The sequence below is a fragment of the Rhodococcus sp. NPDC057297 genome, assembly GCF_042667435.1.
Taxonomy (GTDB): Bacteria; Actinomycetota; Actinomycetes; order Mycobacteriales; family Mycobacteriaceae; genus Rhodococcoides.
This window is the reverse complement of the sequence record NZ_JBHUZE010000001.1, coordinates 351492-376373: the sequence shown is the minus strand read 5'-3', so window position 1 is coordinate 376373 and position 24882 is coordinate 351492. Positions and strand designations below refer to the sequence as shown.

General features: G+C 65.5%; 8 protein-coding genes and 1 pseudogene. 7 read left to right on the top strand and 2 right to left on the bottom strand.

Annotation, left to right across the window (positions count from 1 at the left end; genetic code table 11):
• Nucleotides 1–6: 6 nt before the first annotated feature.
• Both ACFULT_RS01675 and ACFULT_RS01670 read left to right on the top strand, forming a co-directional pair.
• Nucleotides 7–777, top strand: coding sequence for an LLM class F420-dependent oxidoreductase (locus ACFULT_RS01675; RefSeq protein WP_378480446.1), 771 nt, complete (start codon nucleotides 7–9; stop codon nucleotides 775–777).
• A 170-nt stretch (nucleotides 778–947) separates the two neighbouring features.
• The gene (locus ACFULT_RS01670) at nucleotides 948–1556 is read left to right on the top strand and encodes a class I SAM-dependent methyltransferase (RefSeq protein WP_378480445.1); all 609 of its coding nucleotides are present in this window, start codon (nucleotides 948–950) and stop codon (nucleotides 1554–1556) included.
• Here ACFULT_RS01670 and ACFULT_RS01665 read toward each other — a convergent pair.
• On the bottom strand, nucleotides 1536–3422 hold the full coding sequence (locus ACFULT_RS01665; RefSeq protein WP_378480444.1) for a S9 family peptidase: 1887 nt from the start codon (nucleotides 3420–3422) through the stop codon (nucleotides 1536–1538). The two genes, ACFULT_RS01670 and ACFULT_RS01665, sit on opposite strands and share 21 nt — an antisense overlap.
• Before the next feature lie 20 nt (nucleotides 3423–3442).
• Nucleotides 3443–4024, bottom strand: a complete 582-nt coding sequence (locus ACFULT_RS01660; RefSeq protein WP_037110104.1) for a hypothetical protein — start codon at nucleotides 4022–4024, stop codon at nucleotides 3443–3445.
• Between the two features lie 221 nt (nucleotides 4025–4245).
• Between ACFULT_RS01660 and ACFULT_RS01655 the strand changes: the two are divergent.
• The 5 genes and pseudogenes from ACFULT_RS01655 to ACFULT_RS01635 all read left to right on the top strand — a co-directional run bounded on the left by ACFULT_RS01655 (nucleotide 4246) and on the right by ACFULT_RS01635 (nucleotide 24842).
• Nucleotides 4246–5949 (top strand): annotated as a pseudogene (locus ACFULT_RS01655) (ABC transporter substrate-binding protein/permease).
• 2 nt (nucleotides 5950–5951) lie between these two features.
• Nucleotides 5952–6680: an amino acid ABC transporter ATP-binding protein gene (locus tag ACFULT_RS01650; RefSeq protein WP_037109863.1), complete on the top strand. Its 729-nt coding sequence runs from the start codon at nucleotides 5952–5954 to the stop codon at nucleotides 6678–6680.
• Between the two features lie 93 nt (nucleotides 6681–6773).
• A complete protein-coding gene (locus ACFULT_RS01645) occupies nucleotides 6774–8816 on the top strand; it encodes a PhoX family phosphatase (RefSeq protein ID WP_037109865.1) in 2043 nt (680 codons plus the stop codon).
• Between the two features lie 298 nt (nucleotides 8817–9114).
• Nucleotides 9115–23844, top strand: coding sequence for an amino acid adenylation domain-containing protein (locus ACFULT_RS01640; protein ID WP_378480443.1), 14730 nt, complete (start codon nucleotides 9115–9117; stop codon nucleotides 23842–23844).
• A complete protein-coding gene (locus ACFULT_RS01635) occupies nucleotides 23841–24842 on the top strand; it encodes an alpha/beta hydrolase family protein (protein ID WP_196248701.1) in 1002 nt (333 codons plus the stop codon). Before ACFULT_RS01640 ends, ACFULT_RS01635 begins: the two co-directional genes overlap by 4 nt.
• Nucleotides 24843–24882 lie beyond the last annotated feature (40 nt).

The window sequence follows — 24882 nt, the reverse complement described above, 5'->3', positions numbered from 1 at the left end:
GAGGTCATGACTGTGAAAATCGGCGTTCAGCTTCAGCCCCAGCACGCTCCCGACTACCAGCTCATCCGCGACGCGGTTCTCCGTTCCGAGGACGCAGGCGTCGACATAGTCTTCAACTGGGACCACTTCTATCCGCTGTACGGCGACCTCGACGGCGAGCATTTCGAGTGCTGGACCATGCTCGGTGCGTGGGCCGAGCAGACGTCGAACGTGGAGATCGGCGCCCTCGTCACCGGCGGCGGCTACCGCAACCCGGACCTGCTCGCCGACATGGCTCGCACCGTCGACCACATCAGTGGAGGTCGGCTGATCCTCGGCATCGGCGCCGGTTGGAATCAGAAGGACTACGACAACTTCGGTTACGACTTCGGCACACCGGGCTCACGCCTGAAGCTCCTTGCCGAGTACCTGCCGCGCATCGTCGATCGTTTGAAGGTCGGCAACCCGGCGCCGACGCGCGACATCCCCATCCTCATCGGCGGTGGCGGCGAGAAGAAGACTCTCAAGCTCGTCGCGCAGTACGCACACATCTGGCACAGCTTCGCCGATCTCGACGAGTTGACGCGCAAATCCGGAATCCTCGCCGAGCACGGCGACACCGTCGGGCGCGACGTCAGCTCGATCGCCAGGTCCGTCGCCTGGCCGGGCGCGGACAAAGCCCAAGGCTTCGTCGACGCCGGGGCCACGTTGTTCACCGTCGGAACCGGTGGTCCCGGCTACGACCTGACCGAGCTGAAAGAGGCCATCGCCTGGCGGAACGCTGCGAACGACAATTAAAGCCCTTCATCGATCGGTTTGCTGTTTCGGCAAACTCCCTTGCCGAAACACGGGCGGGTGCGGCATGTTGGTCTCATGACAGAAATGGATGTGTTCTCGGCAAGTTCCGAGGCGGAGGTCTGCGAGATCGTGCTCGGCAGTGCTCGTCATGGATTCGAGGTGATCGGCCGATGATCATGAACGAGAAGTTCTGGGACGACATGCACTCGGGCAACGGCTCGGGTTGGAGCGGCAATCCCAATCCGGTTCTGGTACAACAGGTTGCTGAACTGGAGCCAGGCCGTGCGTTGGACATCGGCTGCGGGCAGGGCGACGATGCGAGATGGCTGGCGTCGAAAGGATGGACCGTCACGGCGTCGGACATCTCGTCCGTTGCGCTTGCTCGCGCCGCCGAGCGCGCGGAGGGCACCGGGGACATCACCTTCGTCCACGCGGACTACGTTGCCGAGGCGCCGGCGGTCGCGGCATTCGACCTGGTGACATTGCATTACTTCGCGATTCCCAAGGCGAATCCCGCCGCGGCTCGCGCGATCGCCGACGCCGTCGCGCCGGGCGGGACTCTCCTCGTCGTGAATCACGACGTGGGTGCCGACCAGGAGTGGAACGGGATCAAGCCGTCGGACTTCTTCGAGCCACACGGCATAGCCGAGCTCCTGGACGAGTCGTGGACGGTCGAGATCGACGAGACACGTCCTCGAACGACTGCTCCGCCCGAGGGGGCGCATCACACCCACGACACCGTTCTCCGGGCCCGTCGGCTACATCGCGCGCCCGCCTAGGTGTTCGGCGAGGAACTTCTCGACCGCACGGTAGAACGTGATGTTGTTCTCCGGATTGACGAATCCGTGCCCTTCGTCGTCGAAGACGAGGTAGTCGACCTCGACGCCCCTCGCTCGAAGCCGCTCGACGACGTTGTCCGATTCGGCCTTGACCACACGGGCATCGTTGGCGCCCTGGGCGATCATGAGCGGGCGGGTGACGTCGTCGAGCCGCGAAATCGGTGACCGCGCAAGCATGTCCGCTTCCTGCTCCGGGATCGCGGGGTCGCCGACGTACCGGTACCAGTTGTTGACCAGTCCGGGCCGCGCGAACGCCGGTTGTGTGCGCATGAAGTTGGCGAGGTCGGACACCCCGACGTAGTCGATCGATGCCGCGAACACCTCCGGCGTGAACGTGGCTCCCACGAGCGCCGCGTACCCGCCGTAGGACCCGCCCATGATCGCGACGCGGTCGCGATCGGCGTAACCCTGGGCAACAGCCCACTCCACGCCGTCGACCAGATCGGTGTGCATCTTGCCGGCGAATTCACCGATCGCTGCCTGAGTGTGTGCTTTGCCGTATCCCGTCGATCCGCGAAAGTTGATCTGCAGCACGGCGTACCCGCGATTGGCAAGAAATTGCACACCTGGCGTGTACCTCCACGCGTCCCGATACCACGGTCCGCCGTGGACGAGAACGACCATCGGCAAGTTCGCCGGTTCGACACCCACAGGGAGCGTCAGGTACGACGGCAGCGGCAATCCGTCGCGGGCCTCGATCGTCACCGGTGTCATATTCGCCATGTCACGCGAGTCGAGGCGCGGATACGGCCGGAACAGCATCCGGCTCTCACCCGACTCGTGGTCGTAGAAGTACGTGACGTTGGGGTCACGGTCGTGCGTGAAACCGACCACCCATTTATTGCCGGAGTCATCGGAGGACAGGGCTCCCACGTCACCGTCGGACAAGGCCTCCACGTTCTTCAGAACCTCGGCGAAACCCGCATCCACGGCGTGTATCACCTGCCGCTCGCCGAGGTACCGCACACCGATCAGCTCACCCGTCGCCCTGCTGAAGATCAGGGGCGAGCCACTCTGTTCGACAGCACGCCGAGACGCATCCAACTCCATGCTCGGATGACTGTCGACGACGGTCTCCTCGCCCGTCTCCAGGTCGATGCGCGCGAGCACCGTCAGATCGCTGTTCGTCACGGAGTCGATCAACACTCCCGTGCCGTCGGCGGTCGGGTGCGTCAGCGTCACGCCGTACGGATAATCGGAACCGTCGAAGGTCGTCACGTGGGTGACATCGTCGGATCCCGCGCGGCGACGGGAAATCTTCATGTGGCCCTGATCGGTGAACTCGGACAGCAGGAGGTCGCCTCCGACGCCTGCACTCCAGCCCGTCCCCGGTCCCGGGCTCTCGCCGATGACCGTCAATTCTCCTGTGGAAACGACCAATTCGTACAGATCGAACTCGGCAAGGCTCCGCGCGTTCATGGCGAGAGTGAACACGCCGTCCTTCTCGCGGGACTGCTCCAACGAGTACACCCGTGACCCGGGGAACGGGGTCAGGTCGACGGCGGCGGCATCCGGGTCGTGCAGATCGACACGAAAGACGTGGTGGTTCTCGTCTCCACCGGAATCCTGAAGGTACAGAAGCCAGCGCGGGTCATCCGTCCACCGATAGTCGAGCACACTCCGGACATCGTCGGCGGTGACACAGCGCGATTCGGAGCCTTCCTCGAGGTCTTGGATCCACACGTTCAGACGGTTTCGCCAGGGCGCCAGGTAGGCGATCCTGCTGCCGTCGGGCGAGATCGACGCCCCGGTGCGCTCGGGCGCGCCGAAGAAATCCTCGATCGAGATCAGGTCGGGTGCAGTCATGTCTTCTCCGTTTCCTTCGTTCACATCGATGTCCATATCGTTTCCATGTCGAGAATCTTGTTGTGCCGCAGCGTGAGTGCACGTTCCATCGCGGCGACGATGCCGGCCAGCAACAGGGTCGTGTTCGCCCACACGGGTAATTGGATCGGCGAGACGAACGCTCCGAATCGTTCGGCCACCACCGGAATTTCCGTCACGATCTCCAGAGCGAACGGAACCGCCAGAATCAGGTTGACGATCAGAAGTACGATCGCCACCCACCCGATGACCCTGCTGAGAACCGGGTGACGCTCGCCCAGGCGTCGGCGTCGGTCTTCGAGCGTCCCTCGCACCGGCGTGAGCCTGCGCCCGACGCCGTCGCGTCTCGAGAAATGAACCCGGGTGACGCCGTAGAGCGACGCGGCGACGTCGATTCGGCCATCTCCGACGGCGAACGACGCGGGCAGGTCCAGCGTGGACACAAGCCGCCCGTCCGCATAGAGCTGAGCCACGTCGTCGTCGGCGATATCGACCTCGACCGTGTACCGAGTCCCGGCAAGGTCGAGCTCGTACAGGTACCTGTTCAGTACCTGCCACGGCCGCAACGGCGTCAACTTCCTCATGACTCCGAAGCCTTCCGGACCCGCTCGCGTCGGGGCAGTGCGCGCGGTCACCGGTTCTGGTTACAACGTCACGGATCGGCAATGACGAATGTCATGACGACGGTCGGAATACAACGAAGACGACGCGAGTTGGTTAACACGTTCGCAATCCGGGTACCGATCACCAGCTCAGGCACGTTAGCCTCAGTGGTCATCGAAACCATGCACCGAGGAGTTCTCTCTTGACCAGTCGACGTTTACGAGGCCGCGGTATCGCGGCTGTCGCTGCGGCGCTCGCACTCACGCTCGGGGCGGTCGCCTGCTCGAGTGACAACAGCTCGGGCGGAACCGGGGAGAACGCACTCGCCGGTTCCGACCAGCAGTCCCTCGACAAGTACACCACCGAGGACGTGACACCGCTCGATCAGATCGACACCGCGAACCTCGGGCTCATCAAGCCTGGAACGCTGTACGTCGGCACGCTGTCCGACGCCCCGCCGAACATCTTCATCGACGAGGCAGGCAACTTCACCGGCTTCGACAACGAGCTGCTGAAGGCCGTTGCTGCGAAGCTCGACCTGACCGTCGAGTTCTCCGCCACCGAGTTCTCCTCGCTGCTCGCAGCGGTCAACAACAAGGTGTACGACGCCGGATCCTCGTCGATCTCGACGACGGACGCCCGCCGCAACACCGTCGGGTTCACCAACGGTTACGACTTCGGTGAAATGGCGCTCGTCGCGAAGAACGACTACGCGGTCAAGACCATCGCCGAGCTGGACGACCAGCAGCGCATCGGTGTCGTGCAGGGCACGGTTCAGGACGACTACGTCACCAACACCCTCGGCATCGAGCCGGTTCGCTTCCCGGACTACAACACTGCGTACGCGAACGTGAAGTCCGGCCAGATCGACGCGTGGGTCGCCCCGTCGCAGCAGGCTTCGGGTCAGGTGAAGGCCGAGGACGGCGTCGCCATCCTGGAGAAGACCATCAACACCACCAACTTCACGGCGTTCGCTGTCGCGAAGGACAACCAGCCACTGATCGACGCGCTGAACTCCGGCCTCGACGCTGTGGTGGCCGACGGCACGTGGAGCACCCTCGAGAAGGAGTGGTACCCGGACCGCGAGGTTCCCGCGGACTGGAAGCCGGGCAGCAAGGCGTCCACCCCTCCGGCGAACTAGAACATGAGCACACTGTCGAATCTGTACGACACGTTCTTCGACTGGGAACTCATCTGGGACACCGTTCCCAAACTGATCACCGTCGGATTGCCGAACACCCTCATCTTGGCGGCGTCGTCGGGGGTCATCGGTACGGTGATCGGGCTCGGGCTGGCGGTGGCGGGTATCTCCCGCACCCGCTGGCTCCGGTGGCCGGCGCGGGTGTACACGGACATCTTCCGTGGCCTGCCCGCGGCGGTCGTCATTCTTCTCATCGGCCTCGGATTCGGGCCGACGCTGACCGAGTACACCGGTAGCCGCAGCCCGTTTCCGCTCGGCATCCTGGCGCTGTCGCTCATGGCGGCGGCGTACTTCGGCGAGATCTTCCGCTCCGGCATTCAGAGCGTCGATTCCGGCCAGCTCGAAGCGTCGCGGGCTCTGGGTTTCAGCTACCGCAAGTCGATGACACTTGTCGTCGTGCCACAGGGCATCCGCCGCGTCCTTCCTGCGATCGTCAACCAGTTCATCTCGCTGATCAAGGACAGTTCGCTGATCTACTTCCTCGGATTGCTCGCGTCGCAACGTGAGTTGTTCCGAGTCGGCCAGGACACCGCCGCGCAGACCGGCAACCTGTCACCGTTGCTCGCGGCAGGCGTGTTCTATCTGTTCCTGACGATTCCGCTGACCCACTTGGTCAACTTCATCGACAAGCGGCTGCGATCGGGCAAGGCCGACACGTCGGGAACGTTGGATCCGGTGGAAAAGATCATCGCGGTGGAGAGGTAGTCATGTCTTCGGTTTCATTGACCGGCAACGATATTCACCTTGCGTTCGGTACCAACAAGGTGCTGCGCGGAGTCAACATCCATGTCGACGCAGGCAAGACCACGACGGTCATCGGCCCGTCCGGTTCCGGAAAATCCACACTGCTGCGCGCACTGAACCGTCTGCACGAGCCGGACCAGGGCGACATTCTGCTCGCCGGCAAGTCGGTACTGCAGGACAATCCGGACGATCTCCGTCAGCGCATCGGCATGGTCTTCCAGCACTTCAACCTGTTCCCGCACAAGACCGTTGCCGAGAACATCGCGCTCGGACCCCGCAAGCTGAAGGGTCTGTCGAAGGAAGCAGCACGGGCCGCCGCGCTCGAACAGCTCGAACTCGTCGGACTGTCCGCAAAGGCCGATTCACGTCCCGGCAACCTCTCCGGAGGCCAGCAACAGCGTGTGGCAATCGCCCGAGCTCTCGCCATGAAGCCCGAGGTCATGTTCTTCGACGAGGCCACCTCCGCGTTGGACCCGGAGCTGGTCAAGGGTGTTCTGGCACTGATGGCCGACCTCGCGTCCGGTGGCATGACCATGGTCGTCGTGACGCACGAGATGGGCTTCGCCCGCTCGGTGTCCAACAAGGTTCTGTTCATGGACCACGGCAGTGCCGTCGAAACCGGAACTCCTGATCAGCTGTTCGACGATCCGCACACCGATCGTCTCAAGCAGTTCCTGTCCCAGGTTCTGTAGCCCTACGTGAGTGGAAGTTAGGTAAGGCTCGTTGGTCGTGACTTCACCATCACGTTCCTTTACCTTCGCTTTTGACTGACACTCTCCCCGTTCATGAAGCTTCTCCCTATTCTCTCGGTTCATGACGGCAGTTCCTCGCGATCGAACCTGACGTGCAAGTACAAGTGCGGCGACGCGTGTTTCCACGAGGTGCCGAACACGTCGAAGGGTCAGTACTTCGGCGACATCGTCAAGACGGCGATGTCGAGGCGTGGTGTGCTGCGCGGCGGCGCGATGGCCGTCGTCGCGGTCGGTGCCGGTGGTGTTCTCGCCGCCTGCAGCACGGACGAGCCTGCAGCCACCGGTTCTGCCGGGGCGACGGACACCCCGCCCGTCGACGGCGTCGACTTCACCGCTGTCGCGCCCAACACCGAGGACGCCGTCGTCGTCCCCGAGGGTTACGAGCAGGGCATCGTCATTCGGTGGGGTGACCCTGTGCTCGAGGGTGCGCCGGAGTTCGACTTCGACAATCAGACGGCAGCCGCGCAGGCCATGCAGTTCGGTTTCAACAACGACTTCGCGGGCCTGCTGCCCATCGAGGGAACCCCGAACGCGTACTTGCTGGTGGTCAACCACGAGTACACCACCGAGCCGTTCCTGTTCAAGGGATACGACGAGGAGAACCCGACGCGCGAGCAGTTCGACATCGCGCTTGCCGCACACGGTCTTTCGGTCCTGCAGGTGAACGGTGAGTCCGGATCCGGCAAGCTGACTCCGGCGTTCAGCCAGTACAACCGTCGTATCACCGGCACCACCGAATTCGTGATCACCGGCCCCGCCGCGGGCAGCGATTTCCTCAAGACCTCCGTCGACCCGACCGGAACCACGGCATTCGGCACGTTCAACAACTGTTCCGGTGGCCTGACGCCGTGGGGCACGGTGCTCTCGGGCGAAGAGAACATCAACCAGTACTTCGGCAACGCCGAGTCGGTCACCGATCCCGTCGTCGCCGAGCGTCTCGCGCGCTACGGCATCGAGGGAGCCGCGAGCGATCGCAAGTGGGAGCGCTTCGACAAGCGATTCGACATCGCGCAGGAACCCAACGAGGTCAACCGATTCGGCTACGTCGTCGAGGTCGATCCGTGGGATCCGAACTCCACTCCGATCAAGCACACCGCACTGGGCCGCTTCAAGCACGAGGCCGCGACGATCTACGTCACCGACGACGGCACGGTCGTCGCCTACAGCGGTGACGACGAGCGGTTCGACTACATGTACAAGTTCGTGTCCAGTCGAAAGATGATGTCCGGCAACGGACAGGCCGCCATGAGGCACAATCAAACCATCCTCGATGCAGGCACGCTCTACGTGGCCGTGCTCACGGGCGATGCACCCGACGCCATCGACGGCAGCGGAACCCTTCCGCCGTCGGGCAAGTTCGCCGGTAAGGGTGAGTGGATTCCGCTGCTCCGCACCGGTGAGGATGGACGAGGAGAGTCCCTCGTCGACGGCATGTCCGCCGAAGAGGTCGCGGTCTTCACCCGACAGGCCGGCGACAAGGTGGGCGCCACGAAGATGGACCGCCCGGAGGACTTCGAGCCCAATCCGGTCACCGGCAAGGTGTACGTGGCACTGACCAACAACACCAACCGAGGCACCGAGGGCAAAGCCGCAGCCGACGAAGCGAACCCGCGTAACAAGAACAAGAACGGTCAGGTTCTCGAGCTGGAAGACGACCATGCAGGCACCACGTTCGTGTGGAACCTGCTCATCGTCGCTGGTGACCCGAACGAGGCGGACACCTACTTCGGTGGCTTCGACAAGAGCCAGGTCAGCCCGATCTCCTGCCCTGACAACCTCGCGTTCGATTCCAAGGGCAACCTGTGGGTGTCGACGGACGGCAACGCTCTCGATTCCAACGACGGCCTGTTCGCGGTTGTCCTCGACGGCGACCGTCGCGGCGAGACCCGCCAGTTCCTGACCGTCCCTGCCGGCGGCGAGACCTGCGGGCCGATCATCCAGGACGAGCGTGTCGTCGTCGCCGTGCAGCACCCGGGTGAGTTCGACGAGGCGTCTGCCGACAACCCCATGTCGCACTGGCCCGACGGTGGCGATTCCCAGCCCCGCCCGGCCATGGTGGCGGTCTGGAAGGTCTAGCTACCCAGAACTCGTGAAGCACGCCCCCGCGGAAGGCGCGCACAGCCCACAGGGCTGTGCGCGCCTTCTGCATTGTTAGGTCTCATTCAAAAAATTGACTACATCTGTGAATTCTCTTCACAGTCTCGGCCAGGGCCGGGGTTCGGTTGACCTCGGGTAACGGTTGTGTAAACCTCGAATCCTCAGACCTAGCGGGTGGGACCTTCGTCACAGAGCGAGCGGCGTTTCGGGGCAGCGCACGCCACGTCCGGTTCCGAGCCTCCGCCAACCACGCTCCTTCGACCGAGAGAGCACTACTGTGGATTCGGCTGATTCAGTTGCGCTGAGCAGGACCGACACCGGGCACACGCTGACGTCCGCGCCGTTCCCGCTCACTGCTGCACAACGCGGGCTGTGGTTCGCCCAGCATTTGATGCCGGACGTTCCGATCACCATCGCGAACTACATCGACGTCCACGGTGAACTCGACGGTGACCTCATGCGTGGGGCGGTGGAGCAAGCTGCGGCCGAGCTCGGCGCAGGCTCGCTACGCCTGGTGGAAATCGACGGTGAACCACACCAGTACATCGACAAGTCCACCCGTCACGAGTCGACGGATCTCGATTTCACCCAGGAGCCCGACCCCGAGGCCGCGGCGATCGACTGGATGCAGGCCGCGTACTCGCAACCGATCGACATCATCGAGGGCCCGCTGATCCGAGCTGCGACACTGCGCGTCGGCGCCGATCGCACGTTCTGGTACTCGCACGTCCATCACATCGCTCTCGACGGCTACGGCGCAGTTCGGCTGATGAACCGCGCCGCGGAGATCTATACGGCAGTTCAGGCAGGTGAGTCGCCGTCGGTCTCGAAGGCGGGCGCACTCGAGGACGTCTACGCAGCCGAGGACGAGTACCGTTCGTCGTCTCGCTTCGAGAAGGACCGCGAGTACTGGCGGGAGAAGACCCGCGGGCTGCCCGCGCCGGTGTCACCGTCGGGCATCGTCGCACCACCGGCGCCGCGGTCGCGGATCTGCGGAGAGCCGCTATCGCAGACTCTCGAGAAGGCACTCACTCGCGCAGCGGACAGGCTCGGATCGGCATTCGCACCGTTGGCCGTATCCGCCGTAGCTGCTTTTCTGTCCCGTCTGACCGGCAACGACGACATCGTTCTCTCGCTGCCCGTTGCCGGACGTACGACGGCGGTGCTGCGACGCTCGGGCGGCATGGTGTCCAACGTCCTCCCGATCCGTGTGCGCATCGCCCCGGAGACGACCGTCGCGAGCCTCGTCGACGCTGTGCAGCTGGAACTGACCGGTGCTCTGCGGCATCAGCGTTATCGCGCCGAGGACATTCGACGCGACGCCGGTGCCAGCCAGGAGCACCGCGGGTTCTTCGGCACCGCCATCAACATCATGGCGTACGAGCGCGAGGTCGGATTCGGCGGCCGGACGGGGCATTTCAACGTCCTGTCCACGGGCCCGGTCGAGGATCTGTCGGTCAACATCTATCCACCTGTCGACGGCGGTGGTTCCCGTATCGACTTCGAAGCCAACCCCAACGTCTACAGCGCCGAGGCGACCGAGGACCTGTACCGCCGCTTCGTCCGGCTTCTCGCGCAGTTCCTTCACAGTGATCCGGAGTTCGCTGTCACCGATCTCGACCTGCTCGATGCCGCGGAAGTGGACGCCGTCGTTCCTGCGCGCGGCGAACCGGGCGAACCGCCGCAGCTTCTTCCGGACATCCTCGCGGCGGGTGTCGCGCGGAACCCGAACGGCACTGCTCTGGTCGAGGGCACCACCGAACTTTCCTACACAGAGCTCGATCAGCGCAGCAACACCGTCGCCCGAGCTCTGATCGCCCGCGGCGCGGGGCCGGAGTCGGTGGTGGCCGTCGCACTTCCGCGTTCCATCGACTCGGTCGTCGCGTTCTGGGCCGCAGCGAAGACCGGCGCAGCCTTCGTGCCGATCGATCCGACGTATCCGGCCGAGCGGATCGGCCACATGGTCACCGATTCCGGTGTCCTGGTGGGCCTCAGCACCACAGCGTTGGCGGCCTCGCTTCCCGACGCCGTGCACTGGCTCGGGATGGACGACCCGAGCTTCACGAGCGAGCTCGAGACACGCTCCGACGCACCGATCTCCGACGCGGACAGGCGGTCTCGACTCTGTCTCGATCACACGGCTTACATGATCTACACGTCGGGATCGACGGGGACACCGAAGGGCGTGCTCGTCGGCCACCGCGGTCTCTCCGTGTTCACCGTCGCTCAGCGCCCGGAACTCGCGCTGACGACGAACTCCCGCGTCCTGCGGTTCTCGTCTGCCAGTTTCGACGCTTCGGTGTTCGAGATGCTCGCCGCGTTCGGCGCCGGAGCCACGATGGTCGTCGCGCCTGCAGACGTTCACGGCGGCGGCGAACTGACGGAGCTGCTCAGGCAACAGGCGGTCACGCACATCGTCACTGCTCCTGCACTGCTGTCGACCGTCGAGGTGGAGAAGGTCGAGTCGTTGACATCCGTCGTCGTCGGCGGTGACGTCTGCCCACCCGACCTGGTGGACCGGCTACGGTCGCGAGCCGAGCTGCGGAACAGCTACGGCCCCACCGAATCCACCATCGTGATCACGATGACCGAACCCCAGACGGACCCCCGGGGGATCACGATAGGGCGGCCCTTGCAGGGCGCGTCCGCCGTGGTGCTCGATCGGTGGCTTCGGCCCGTGCCGGTCGGTACGAGTGGCGAGCTCTACGTCGGCGGACCAGGTCTGGCACGCGGCTACCACAACCGTGAGGGGTTGACGTCGACCCGCTTCGTCGCGGATCCGTACGGCTCGGGTCAGCGCCTCTACCGCACCGGAGACGTGGTGCGGTGGCGGGCGTCGGGCACAGCGGACATGGATCTGGAGTTCATCGGCCGCAGCGACTTCCAGGTGCAGCTTCACGGCCTGCGAATCGAACTCGGCGAGGTCGACGCCGTTCTGTCCTGGCATCAGTCCGTGGACTTCGTCGTCTCGACGGTGGCCCAGCGCGGCGACCGATCCACCCTCGTCTCCTACGTCAAGGTCAAGCCCGGTCACGAGTTCGATCGCGACGCTCTCATCGCGTTGGCGTCGGAATTCCTTCCGCGGCAGTCGGTTCCATCCCTTCTGGTCGAGATCGACTCGGTTCCGATCACGCCGTCGGGCAAGGTCGATCGTTCTGCCCTGCCGGATCCGCTGGCTCACGTCGACACCGTTCCGTTCCGCGCCGCGAGCGATCCGGTCCAACAGATCATCGCCGACGCAATGGCGGAGGTGCTGGGCAAGGAGTCCGTCGGCGTCGACGACTCGTTCTTCGCTCTCGGCGGCGACAGTATCGTTGCGATCCAACTTGTCTCGCGCGCCAAGGCATCCGGTGTGGTGTTCACGCCACGGGACGTCTTCGAACGGCGCACCGTTGCCGGCCTCGCCGACGCAGCAGTCAGCGACGCCGACCGGGTCCGGCTCGAGGAACTGCCGGGCGGCGGGGTCGGCGACATGCCGCTTCTCCCCATCGCCAGGAGCGTCCTGGCGCGGGCCGAGCAGCCGTCGGACCTCGACAACTTCCATCAGGCTCTCGTACTGGTCGCGCCGTCCGATCTGAACACCGAGGATCTGGTCGCCGCGCTGGCCGTGCTGATCGATCACCACGATGCGCTGCGGGCACGGCTCGTCGACGACAGTCTCGTGGTCGGACCCGCCGGGTCCGTGGATGCTGCGGGCTTGGTGTCGATTGAATGCTCGACTGTGGATTCGGGGGGCGAATCAGGGGGCGAATCGGGGACCGATCTCGAGGGCGTCATTGCTCGCGCCGGTGCACGTCTGCGGCCCCGAGATGCAGTGATGCTCCAGGTGGTTCACGTGACCGACGCCGACTGCCCACGGATCGTGCTGGTCGCCCATCACCTGGTCGTCGACGGTGTGTCGTGGCGCATTCTTCTGCCGGATCTCGCCACCGCCTACGCGCTGCGCGACTCCGGCCCGACTCTCCAGCCGGTGGAGACCTCGTTCCGCCGGTGGGCTCATGCTGTCGACGACCTCGCGTCGCACGACGCCGACGCGTGGCGTGTACTGCTGAGCGGTGAGAACGCCCTGCTCGGTTCGCGCCCCCTCGATGCGCGGGATACCGGGGCCACGACTCAGCTCGCCCAGCTGAGCGTTCCCTCCGACGTCACGCAGGCGCTGCTGGAACAACTGCCGAACCGCTATCGGATGGGTCCCGAGGACGCCCTGCTCACCTCCCTGGCCATGGCCCTGCGGACGTGGAGGGGCCCGGCGTCGCACCTGGTGTCGATCGAAAGCCATGGCCGCGATACCGATTCGGTTCTCGGTGCGGACCTCACCAGGACCGTCGGATGGTTCACCTCGACACATGCTGCGCGTATCGAGGCGCCGTCCGGTTCCGATGCAGCCTCGATCGTCAAGGCGGTCAAGGAACAGCTGCGGAGCATTCCCACCGAACCCCAGATGTTCGGTATCCTCTCTGCGCGTGGTGAATTCGTCGATTCTCCAGAGCCACGGATCAGCTTCAATTATCTGGGCAAGGTGCCGGGGGGGTCGCTGGATCAACCGTGGACACCGGACCTGACCGTCGGCAACGACGTCGGCAGCGGATATGCCCTGCGGACCGCGTACGAGCTGGACATCAACGCACTGGTCCGCGACGGCTCGTTGGTCGTGCGCATCGGATTCCCGACGGGTGTGCTCGACGCCGCCGATGTCCGTCGTCTCACCGATCTGTGGTCCGATGCCATCACCGAGCTCGCGGAGCACGGCCGGGCCGGCGTGGGGGAGTTGACGCCGAGCGACGTCCCACTGGTGACCGTCGACCAGGCTCGACTGAACCTGTGGCACAGCGAGTTCGGCAACGTATCGGACGTGTGGCCGCTCACCCCGTTGCAGCGGGGTCTGATGTTCCACGCCGATCTGATGCGCGACGGGGTGGATCCGTACACCGCGCAGATCGTCGTCGATCTGTCCGGCGTCGTCGACGGTGATCGACTCCATCGTGCCGCGCAGCGTCTGCTCGATCGTCACGAAAATCTACGCACCGCGTTCGTTCACGATGCCTCGGGTCTTCCTGTCCAGCTGGTGGTCGACGATGTGGTCGTCCCGTGGCAGGAGGTGCAGACGGACGATGTCGCTGCGACCGTCGCGGCGGAACGCAGCCGACGCTTCGATCTCGCTGACGCACCGCTCATCAGGTTCGCCCTGGTGCACGGGCCCGCGGGTACTCGCTTGGTGGTCACCAACCATCACATCCTGTTCGACGGTTGGTCCATGCCGATCCTGATCAAGGAACTGCTGGTCCTCTATGCAGCCGACACGCAGATCGGCGTTCCGGTCCGTAGGTACCGGGACTTCCTGGCGTGGTCGAGTGCTCGTCGCTCCGACTCGGATGTCGACCGCTGGGCTGCGCACCTCGCGGGCGTCGACGGCCCGACGTTGCTCGCGGGCCCACACGTTCCCAGTGGTCGGTTGCCGGAGGACGTGGACGTTCGCATCGACGGTTCCGTTCTGGCGTCGATCGCCCGTACGTCGAACGTCACCGTCAACACCGTGGTGCAGGCTGCGTGGTCGATCGTGTTGTCCACCGTCCTCTCGCGTGACGACGTCGTGTTCGGTGCCACCGTGTCCGGCAGGCCGGGTGATCTGGCCGGTGCCACCGAGATGCTGGGGCTGTTCATCAACACACTCCCGCTTCGCGTCTCGATCGACGTGCAGGACACCGTCGAGTCGCTGACCGAGCGGGTGCAGCGTGAGCAAGTGGAGCTGTTGGACGTCCATCACGTCGGACTCGCCGAGATCCACGCGGCGGCCGGGCGGAGCGCGGACTTCGACACTCTCGTGGTGTTCGAGTCCTACCCCGTCGATCACAGCGCACTCGACGCCGCGACCGACATCGCGGGCATGGCGGTCCGCGGTATCGACGTCTCCGATTCCACGCACTATCCGCTCACCCTGGTGACCGTGCTCGAGCCGACTCCGACGATGACGTTGCGCTTCTCGCCCGACGCCTTCTCCCGCGGTCAGGTCGCGACGTTCGCCGACCGTCTCCAGCGGGCCATCCGGGCCATGGCCGACCGGCCTCGGGGGCGCGTTCTGGACATCGACGTGCTCGGCGAACTCGAGCGTCAGGCAGTCACCTCGGACTGGGTGGCGACGGAAGTCGACTGTGGCACCGACACTCTGCTGGAACTGCTCGGCCGAGCGTCCTCGGTGTACGGTACGTCCACCTGTGTGGTGTACGACGGCCACTCGTTGACGTACGACAACTTCGCCGCCCGCGTGCACTGTCTGGCTCGCTACTTGATTCGGTGCGGAATCGGCGCCGAGTCCGTGGTCGCGGTGTCTCTACCGAGGTCGATGGACCAGCTCGTGGCGATCCATGCCGTCGTGCATGCAGGTGCGGCGTATCTGCCTCTCGACGACACCTTGCCCGCGTCGCGCATCGCCTACATGATCGACGCTGCATCTCCTGCACTGATTCTGGGTGCCGATATCGAGACATCGGTGCCACGTGCAGACCCGCGCACCCTGGATCTGTCGGCATTCGCCACCGGACCCATCGCCCACCACGAGCGACCCACACCGGTTCACCCGGACAACACCGCGTACGTCCTGTTCACCTCCGGCTCGACGGGACGGCCCAAGGGCGTCGCGGTGTCGCACGCGGCCATCGTCAATCGGTTGCTGTGGATGCAGGACACCTACCCGTTGGACACGTCCGACGCCGTCCTGCACAAGACACCGGCCACGTTCGACGTGTCGGTGTGGGAACTGTTCTGGCCCCACATCACCGGCGCCAGGACGGTCATCGCGGAACCCGGTGGCCATCGCGACCCCAAGTACCTCTCGCGGCTCGTGCGAGACGAGTCGATCACCACCGCCCATTTCGTTCCGTCGATGCTCGACCTGTACCTCGACCACGGCGATCACGAGGACACCGGATCACTGCGCCGGGTCTTCGCCAGCGGTGAAGCGTTGAGCCGCCGAACCGTGCAGCGTTTCCACGGCATGCTGACCGCGGAACTGCACAATCTCTACGGTCCGACCGAGGCCGCCGTCGACGTCACGTATCACCGCACCGATGCCGCGGAGACCGGGCCGGTACCCATCGGGGTTCCGGTCTGGAACACCGGGGTCCGAGTGTTGGACAACTCGCTTCGAGTCGTTCCGATCGGGAGTGTCGGTGAGCTCTACCTCTCCGGTGTGCAACTGGCACGCGGCTACACCGGCAGAGCAGCCCTCACTTCCGAACGGTTCGTCGCCGATCCGCACGGCGACGGTCGGTTGTACCGGACGGGCGACCTCGTCCGCTGGACCCTCGACGGAGAATTGCACTATCTGGGCCGCAACGACTTCCAGGTCAAGCTTCGCGGTCAGCGCCTCGAACTCGGCGAGATCGAAGAAGCCCTGTTGCGCGCCGAGGGCGTCACGGCCGCCGTGGTCACCGTCCACGGCGAAGGGACCTCGGAGAAGCTGGTCGCCTACGTCTGCGGTGACGCCGATGCAATCGACATCCGAGCACACGCCGACGCCGAACTACCCGCGTTCATGGTTCCGACGGTGTACGTGCCACTGGCTCGTCTGCCATTGGGCCGCAACGGAAAACTCGATCGAACTGCCCTGCCCGAGCCGTCCGTCGGCCAGGCCGAGCACGTCGCACCCGACGGTGCGGCCGAGACGGCCGTCGCGCAGATCTTCGCCGACGTGCTGGGAATCGACAGCGTCGGTGTGACGGCGAGTTGGTTCGAGCTCGGCGGCAACTCGCTGACCGCCACGCAGGTGGTAGCGCGCATGAACGCGGAACTGCACGCCGATCTCGGTGTCCGAGATCTGTTCGAGGAACCGACGGTCCGCGGCCTGACGAGCCGACTGAACCGCATGTCCCGCTGCAGTGGCGGTCCCGCGCTCGTCCCGCAGGTTCGGCCGGCGCACGTTCCACTCGCCCCCAATCAGCACCGGATGTGGCTGCTCAACCGGTTCGACCCGGCCTCGGGTGCGTACAACATCGCCGGTGCCGTCCGGCTGACCGGTGTGCTCGACGCCGACGCACTCGTCGAGTCGGTGTTCGACGTCGTCGACCGTCACGAAGCGCTTCGGACGTTCTACCCCGACTCCGAGCCCGGGAAGACCACTGCGACGGACGGCCCCCGTCAGGTCGTCGTCGACTCCGATTTTCTCGACGTGAGCATCACGAACACCACCGAGAGTGGGTTGTCGGGCGCCGTGGCAGGGCTCGCGGTCCGCGGCTTCGACGTCACCGAACGACCACCCGTGCGCGCGGCGATTCTGCGTCTCGCCGCAGACGATCACGTGCTCGTCGTCGTCACCCATCACATCGCGGCCGACGGATGGTCCATGCGGCCCCTGGCACGTGACGTGATGATCGCCTACACCGCACGTGCCGCAGGAACTGCAGGCCCAGGTTCGACACCCCGAAGTTCAACACCCCGAAGTTCGACACCCCGAAGTTCAACACCTAAGTGGCCGCCCCTCGAGGTTCAGTACACCGACTACACGCTGTGGAAGATCGAGTCGCTCGGTTCCGAGCAGGATCCGGAATCCGTGGCATCGCGTCAATTGTCCTTCTGGCGAGAAGAACTCGCAGGTATCGCCGATCACCTGCCGCTGCCGATCGATCGGCCTCGGCCACCGGCCGCATCGCATCGAGGCGAGACGGTCGCGTTCTCGGTGGCCCCCGACACCCGACGCGCACTGAGCGAGCTTGCACGGCAGTCCGGTGCCACCGAGTTCATGGTTCTCCATGCTGCGTTGGCAATCATGCTCGCGAGAGTGTCCGGAACGTCCGACATCACCGTCGGAACACCGGTGGCAGGCCGTGGAGACCGGGCCCTGGACGATCTCGTCGGAATGTTCGTCGGCACGCTGACTCTGAGGTCGCACGTGGATCCGGCCGTGCCGTTCGCCGATCTTCTCGCGTCGGTACGCGACCGCGACCTGGCTGCCTACGGCAACGCCGACATCCCCTTCGATCGCGTCGTCGAGGAGCTCACCCCGGTTCGCTCCACCGCGCATCATCCGCTGTTCCAGGTCATGCTGTCCCTCGAGGATCCGGTGCCGACGGTCGAGCTGCCCGAGCTGACGGTCGCCCCTCTCGCGCCGGTCGGCGCAGTGGCGAAGTTCGATCTGCAGCTGGCGTTCGACTCGGAGGATCTGTCCGGAACCCTCACCTACGCAACCGACCTCTTCGACGCCGGTACCGCTCGATCCTTCACCGAGTTGTTCCGGACGATCCTCGACGCAGTGGTCGCCGATCCTCGGACGATCGTCGGCGACATCGACCTGGTGTCCGTCGACCCGCTTCGCGGTACGCCGTCTCTGCGACACCGCACGCTGCCCGATGCCCTGTCCGCAGCCGTCGTCTCGTCCGCCGGCGGTACCGCAATGGTCTCCGGCTGCGTGTCCATCGATTACCCGGCGCTCGACGACGCATCGACGCGCATCGCCCGTCAGCTCATCGCGCGCGGAGCAGGCCCCGAGACCGCGGTGGCGATCGCGCTGCCGCGCGGCATCACCGCGATGACGATGCTGTGGGCGGTGGCCAAGACCGGCGCCGCGTTCGTGCCCGTCGACCCGCGCTACCCGCTCGACCGGATCCTGCACATCGTCGCCGATTCCGGTGCACGCCTGGGTATCTCGGACAGCAACGGTATCTCGGACAGCAACGGTATCTCGGAAACAAACGGTGTCTCGGAAACAAACGGAAGCTTCGGTTCGGAGGTGGCCGGTGTCGACTGGATTCGTCCCGACGAACTCGATCCGACTCTCGGCTCGGCGTTTCCCATCACCGACCGCGAACGCAACAGCGCACTGAGCCCCCACCATCCGGCCTACGTCATCTACACCTCCGGATCCACCGGAACGCCGAAAGGTGTGTCGGTCACCCATGCCGGTCTTGCCAACCTCGGTGCAGAACTGGTCGAGCGTCTCGGTCTCGACAAGAACAGTCGAACACTACATTTCGCCTCACCCAGTTTCGACGCGTCGATCCTCGAACTGCTCCTCGCGATCGGCAGCGGCAGTACGATGCACATCGCCGATCCCGAGATCTACGGTGGCGCCGAGCTCGCAGCCGCACTCGACGGCGTCACCCACGCGTTCCTGACGCCCGCCGCTGCCGCAACGATCGACCCGGATTCGGTACCGAACCTCCGCGTCCTCGTCGTCGGCGGAGAAGCGTGCGGCCCGGATCTGATCTCCACCTGGGCTGATCGGGTGGCGTTGTTCAACGCGTACGGTCCGACGGAGAGCACCGTCGTCGCGACGATGTCCGACCCGATGATCGCCGACGCGCCGATCCGAATCGGCTCCCCGATACGAGGAGTCGGCGCATACGTGCTCGACGCGCGCCTGCATCCGGTGCCGACGGGAACAGTCGGCGAGCTCTACCTCGGCGGAGGCGCTCTCGCCCGGAGTTACCACGGCAACCCCGCAACGACGGCGGCGGCCTTCGTCGCCAACCCGTTCGACCCGCGCGGGCATCGGCTGTACCGCACCGGCGATCGCGTGCGGCGCGTCGGCGACGCCCTCGAGTACCACGGGCGCATCGACCACCAGGTCAAGATCCGCGGGTTCCGCATCGAACTCGGTGAGGTCGACGCCGTCCTGACCCGTCACCCCGGCGTCGAACAGTCGGTGTCGATCGTTCACGCGGACAGTGTGGTGAGTTACATCGTCGTCTCCGACGCGGTGTCGGGAGTACATGCAGATCCCTCCGACGTCGTCGAGCACGCGCGACGGTCGCTGCCGTCCCACATGGTGCCGCAGGCCGTCACGATCATCGACGAGGTGCCGCGCACGCCGACCGGAAAGACCGACCGCACCGCGTTGCCGGAGCCGGTGTTCGCGACCCGCGAGTTTCTCGCTCCTCGAACGCCGACGGAAACGATCGTGTCCGAGGTGTTCGGGGCGGTGTTCGGCGTTCCACGCATCGGTGTGGACGACAACTTCTTCGACCTCGGAGGAAGCTCACTCGTCGCCACGCGAGTCATGGCGCACGTCAACGAGCGGGTCGGACGGACACTGCCTGTGCGCGCGCTGTTCGAAGCCCCGACGCCTGCGCAGCTGGCAGTGACGATCGACGCCTCCGAATCGTCGGCGCTGCCTGCGCTGCGCCCGGGACCGCGTCCCGACGTGATCCCGTTGTCTGCCGCGCAACGGCGAATGTGGTTGTTGAACCAGGCCGAACCGGCCTCGGCGGCATACAACATCGCGTTCGCCGTGAGGTTGAGTGGAGACCTCGATGCGGATGCGTTGGCCGCAGGCCTGCGTGACGTACTCGATCGGCACGAATCGCTTCGGACCGTCTATCCCGTCTCCGAAGACCCCCATCAGGTGATTCTTCCGGCCGACGAGGTCGAACTCGATCTCACGCCTCAGGACATCGACGAATCGGCCGTCCTGGCCTCGGCTGCAGCGGTACTCAATCGCGGATTCGACGTGACAACAGCAGTGCCGCTGCGCGGCAGTGTTCTCCGCACGTCCCCGACCGAGTACGTACTGCTTCTCGTCGTTCACCACATCGCGGCGGACGGACTGTCCATGGGCCCGCTCGCCCGCGACGTCGTCACCGCGTACGCGGCCCGAACACACGGCGCGCCCGCGCCGTGGGAACCGCTGCCGGTGCAGTATGCGGACTTCGCACTCTGGCAGTCGAACGTTCTGGGTTCCGCGGACGATCCCGAGTCCGTCCTGTCCACGCAGCTCGACTACTGGCGTACCCGGCTGGACGGGCTACCCGACGTGCTGGATCTGCCCACGGACCGGCCGCGGCCTGCTGTCTCGTCGCAACGCGGTGCCGAGGTGGCGTTCGACATCGACCCCGCCGTAGCGTCGGCGATCAAGTCGCTTGCCCATCGCCACAGCGCCTCGGTGTTCATGGTCGTCGGCGCGGCGTACGCAGTCCTGCTGGCCCGCTTGTCGGGTACCACCGACATCCCGATCGGCACCACCGTGGCGGGTCGAAGCGCAGGCAGCCTCGACGATGTCGTCGGCATGTTCGTCGGAACCGTCGTTCTGCGCAACGAGATTCGGCCGGCAGAAAGCTTCGCCGATCTCCTCGACAGGGTGCGCAGCACCAACCTCGAAGCACTGGAGAACGCCGACGTGCCGTTCGAGCAGGTCGTGGAAACACTGCGTCCGACCCGCGCGACGTCCCACTCCCCGCTGTTCCAGGCGCTGCTGGCGTTCGAACCGGATCGGCCGTCGATGCTGGAACTACCCGGCCTCACCGTCTCGGAATTCCCGTACGAATCCGGCGTCACGCGATTCGATCTCGCGCTGACGCTCCGGGAGACGGCAGGCGGCCTCGGTGGTTCCCTGCGCTACAGCACCGACCTGTTCGACGCCGCCACCATCGAGGGCTTCGTGGACCGGTTCGCGCGGATTCTCACGGCAGCAGTGGAGAACCCGACGCAGGCCGTCGGCGACATCGACATCCTCGGCCCGCGCGAACACGAACCGGTCCGCGGCCGCGATGCCGTCAGCCCTCGTACGCTCACGCAGTTGATCGGACAGGCCGTCGCGCAGAATCCCGACGGGGTCGCCATCCGATGGAACGGGGAGGACCACACCTACCGCGAGGTCGACGACGCGTCGACCCGACTGGCCCGGGTACTACTCGGATACGGAATCGGCCCCGAGACCGTCGTCGCGATCGGGCTTCCCCGCTCGTTGGATTCGGTTCTGACCGTCTGGGCCGTGACGAAGACCGGCGCCGCGTACGTGCCCGTCGACCCCGAATATCCGCGGGATCGACTGCAGCACATGGTCTCCGATTCCGGAGCGGTCATGGGAATCACGCTCACCTCGCACCGCAGTGCGCTGCCGAGAGACATCACCTGGCTCGAACTCGACGACCCGGAGATCAGCAGCGAAGTGGAGCGGGCACCGCGTCACGCCGTCGCAGCGGAGGAGCTGAACGGCGTCGCCGGACTCGACAGTGCGGCGTACATGATCTACACGTCCGGTTCCACCGGCCTGCCCAAGGGAGTCGTCGTCTCGCACCGCGGGCTCGCGAACCTCGCCGAGTCCAGGCGCGAAGTTCACCACATCGAACAGTCGTCGCGGTTCCTGCACAACACCTCACCGAGTTTCGACATGGCCGTCGGGGAGATGGTGTCCGCGCTGTCCGCAGCCGCAACGCTGGTGGTGTCCCCACCGGAGATTCTGGGCGGCGAAGAACTGGCCGCGTTCCTGCGCGACGAGTCCGTCACACACACGCTGACGACTCCATCCACCCTGTCCACGCTCGATCCGAGCGACCTGGACACCGTGCAGGTCGTCTGTGTCGGCGGCGAGGCGTGCAGCCCCGAGCTGATCGCCCGGTGGGCGCCGGGCCGAATCATGGTGAACGGCTACGGACCCACGGAAGCCACGGACATATCGACACTCGGCGAGATCACCGCCGACGCCCCGATCGACATCGGCAGGCCTGTCGCGGGCCTCGTCGCTCACGTTCTCGACGGACGCCTCCACCCGGTGCCCGACGGCGTCCCCGGCGAGCTGTACGTCGGCGGCCCCGCCGTCGCACGTGGCTATCACGGCCGGGCAGGGCTGACGTCGGCACGATTTCTCGCGGATCCGGTCAGCGGCGGCCGCATGTACCGAACCGGGGACATCGTTCGTCGCACACCCGACGGTCGGCTCCGATACAGCGGACGCAGCGACACGCAGATCAAGATCCGTGGGTTCCGCATCGAGCTCGGTGAGATCGACGCCGCACTGTCGACTCACCCCGGCGTCGACTTCGCGGTGACCGTCGGCCATGGCATGCCGTCGGGAGAGACGGTCCTCGTCTCCTACGTCCTGGGCGACCGAGACGCGGTGCAGGGTGTCGCGCTGCAGGGTGACGCACTGCGGAGCTACCTGCGGAAACGGTTGCCCGGATACATGATTCCGGCGTCCGTCACGTATCTGACGACCGTCCCTCGCACACCGACCGGAAAGCTCGACGCCGGTGCGCTTCCACCACCCGACTTCGGCCGCGACGCCGGCCCGAACAGACTCCCGTCCACGGCGACCGAACGGCTCGTCACAGAAGCATTCTCGGAGGTACTGGCAGTGAACGACATCTCGGTGACAGACGACTTCTTCGAACGAGGCGGGTCCTCGCTCACGGCGATGCGTGTGCTCAGCAAGCTGAGGGCATCGACCGGCACCGCTCTGTCCCTGCAGGCACTGCTGGCCGAACCCACACCGGAATCGATTGCGACACTGTTGGACTCCGGATCCGACGGCAGCTCGTCGTTCGACGTGGTGTTCCCGATCCGCACCACCGGCGACGGGGTGCCGCTGTTCTGCATCCACCCGATCGTCGGACTGTCCTGGTGCTACAACGGATTCGACAAGTACACCGACCGGCCGATCTACGGCATCCAGACCCCAGCTCCGTCCGACCTGCCGAACAGCCTGGACGCACTCGCACAGCGATACATCGACGAGATCGAGAAGATCCTGCCGAACGGCCCCTACCACTTGCTCGGATGGTCACTCGGCGGAACGATCGCCCACGCCATGGCCGTCCGCCTCCGGGCCCAGGGCAAAACCGTCGGCTCTCTGGTGCTGCTGGACAGCCATGCAGTGCAGAACCAGGATGTCTGGGAGACAGAACTTCCCGCGGCAGACCTGCTCGACGCCGTCGGAATCACCATGCCCGGTATCGACGGATTCGGACCGGCCGGGGGGCAGCGCATCCGCCTCGATTCGCTCCCGTCCCTCGTCGCAGGATCGGGCATCATCGAGACACACGAAGTGGAACGGCTGATCGCCGCCGCACGACACAACCACGAGTTGGCCGTCGGGCACACCCCCGGCGTCTACGACGGTGACGTCCTGTTCGTCAGTGCCGGCCACGAGGAACTGCACGGACTCGCGACGTGGCACCCGTACGTGACCGGGGACATCTCGAACTTCTCGGTGTCGCACTCGCATTGGCAGATGACGTCGCCGTCCGCTTTGCGCGCAGTCGGCCCGCTCGTCGCACGGCACCTCGAGGTCCGCGCATGAAGGTAGTTCTCCGGCGAGCCCTCGTGATCGCCGCCGCCGCTGTCCTGATGGGACCGACGTCGGTCGCGTTCGCCCAACCCGAGGCGCCCGGCGCCGTGAGTTCCGTCGACCACATCGAGAAGATCAACGATCGACGATGGGATGTGCACGTCTACTCGGCGTCGATGGACCGCGTCATCCCACTGCAGGTCCTTCGACCCGCGGACACCTCGGCACCGCGGCCGACGCTGTACATGCTCAACGGAGCAGGCGGCGGTGAGGACGGCGCGAACTGGCTGAAGCAGACCGACATGCCGGAGTTCTTCGCGGACAAGAACGTCAACGTCGTCATCCCCGTCGGCGGTTACCTCAGCTACTACACCGACTGGGAGCACGACGACCCCGGACTCGGGCGGAACAAGTGGCAGACCTTCCTGACCGAGGAACTGCCGCCCGTCCTCGACGACGCACTCGGGGCCAACGGCGTCAACGCGATCGGGGGCTTGTCCATGTCCGCCGGCAGCGTCCTCGATCTCGCGATCCAGGCACCCGGCCTCTACCGCGGGGTGGCGTCGTACAGCGGGTGCGCGCAGACATCGGATCCAGTAGCACGCAACTTCATTCGCACTCTCATCGCCGTGCGCGGCAAAGGCGACACCGACAACATGTGGGGTCCCGACGGTGATCCTCGCTGGGTCGAGCACGACCCGTACGTCAACGCCGAGGGGCTGCGGGGTCTGGAGCTGTTCGTCTCCAACGCAACCGGGCTGCCCGGGCCGCACGAGATGCCGAACGCCGTGCGCCCGGTCGGTTCACCCCCGCTGCAAGAGCAGATTCTGCTGGGTGGGGTGATCGAAGCCGTCGCGAACGGATGCGCCGAACGGCTGCAGCAGCGGCTCGGTGAACTGGGTATTCCAGCGCAGTTCGACCTGGGGCATCCAGGAACACACTCATGGCTGTACTGGCAGGACGCGCTCCGCGCATCCTGGCCGACCCTGGAACGGGCGCTGGCCGGCTGAGCCGTTCCACGTTCGCGCAAAATCCGTACTCGACGAAAGC

Coding starts and splice junctions, on each gene's coding strand:
- ACFULT_RS01660 (WP_037110104.1), bottom strand. CDS start 4,024: ATGAGGAAGTTGACGCCGTTGCGGCCGTGGCAGGTACTGAACAGGTAC.
- ACFULT_RS01675 (WP_378480446.1), top strand. CDS start 7: ATGACTGTGAAAATCGGCGTTCAGCTTCAGCCCCAGCACGCTCCCGAC.
- ACFULT_RS01635 (WP_196248701.1), top strand. CDS start 23,841: ATGAAGGTAGTTCTCCGGCGAGCCCTCGTGATCGCCGCCGCCGCTGTC.
- ACFULT_RS01645 (WP_037109865.1), top strand. CDS start 6,774: ATGAAGCTTCTCCCTATTCTCTCGGTTCATGACGGCAGTTCCTCGCGA.
- ACFULT_RS01650 (WP_037109863.1), top strand. CDS start 5,952: ATGTCTTCGGTTTCATTGACCGGCAACGATATTCACCTTGCGTTCGGT.
- ACFULT_RS01670 (WP_378480445.1), top strand. CDS start 948: ATGATCATGAACGAGAAGTTCTGGGACGACATGCACTCGGGCAACGGC.
- ACFULT_RS01665 (WP_378480444.1), bottom strand. CDS start 3,422: ATGACTGCACCCGACCTGATCTCGATCGAGGATTTCTTCGGCGCGCCC.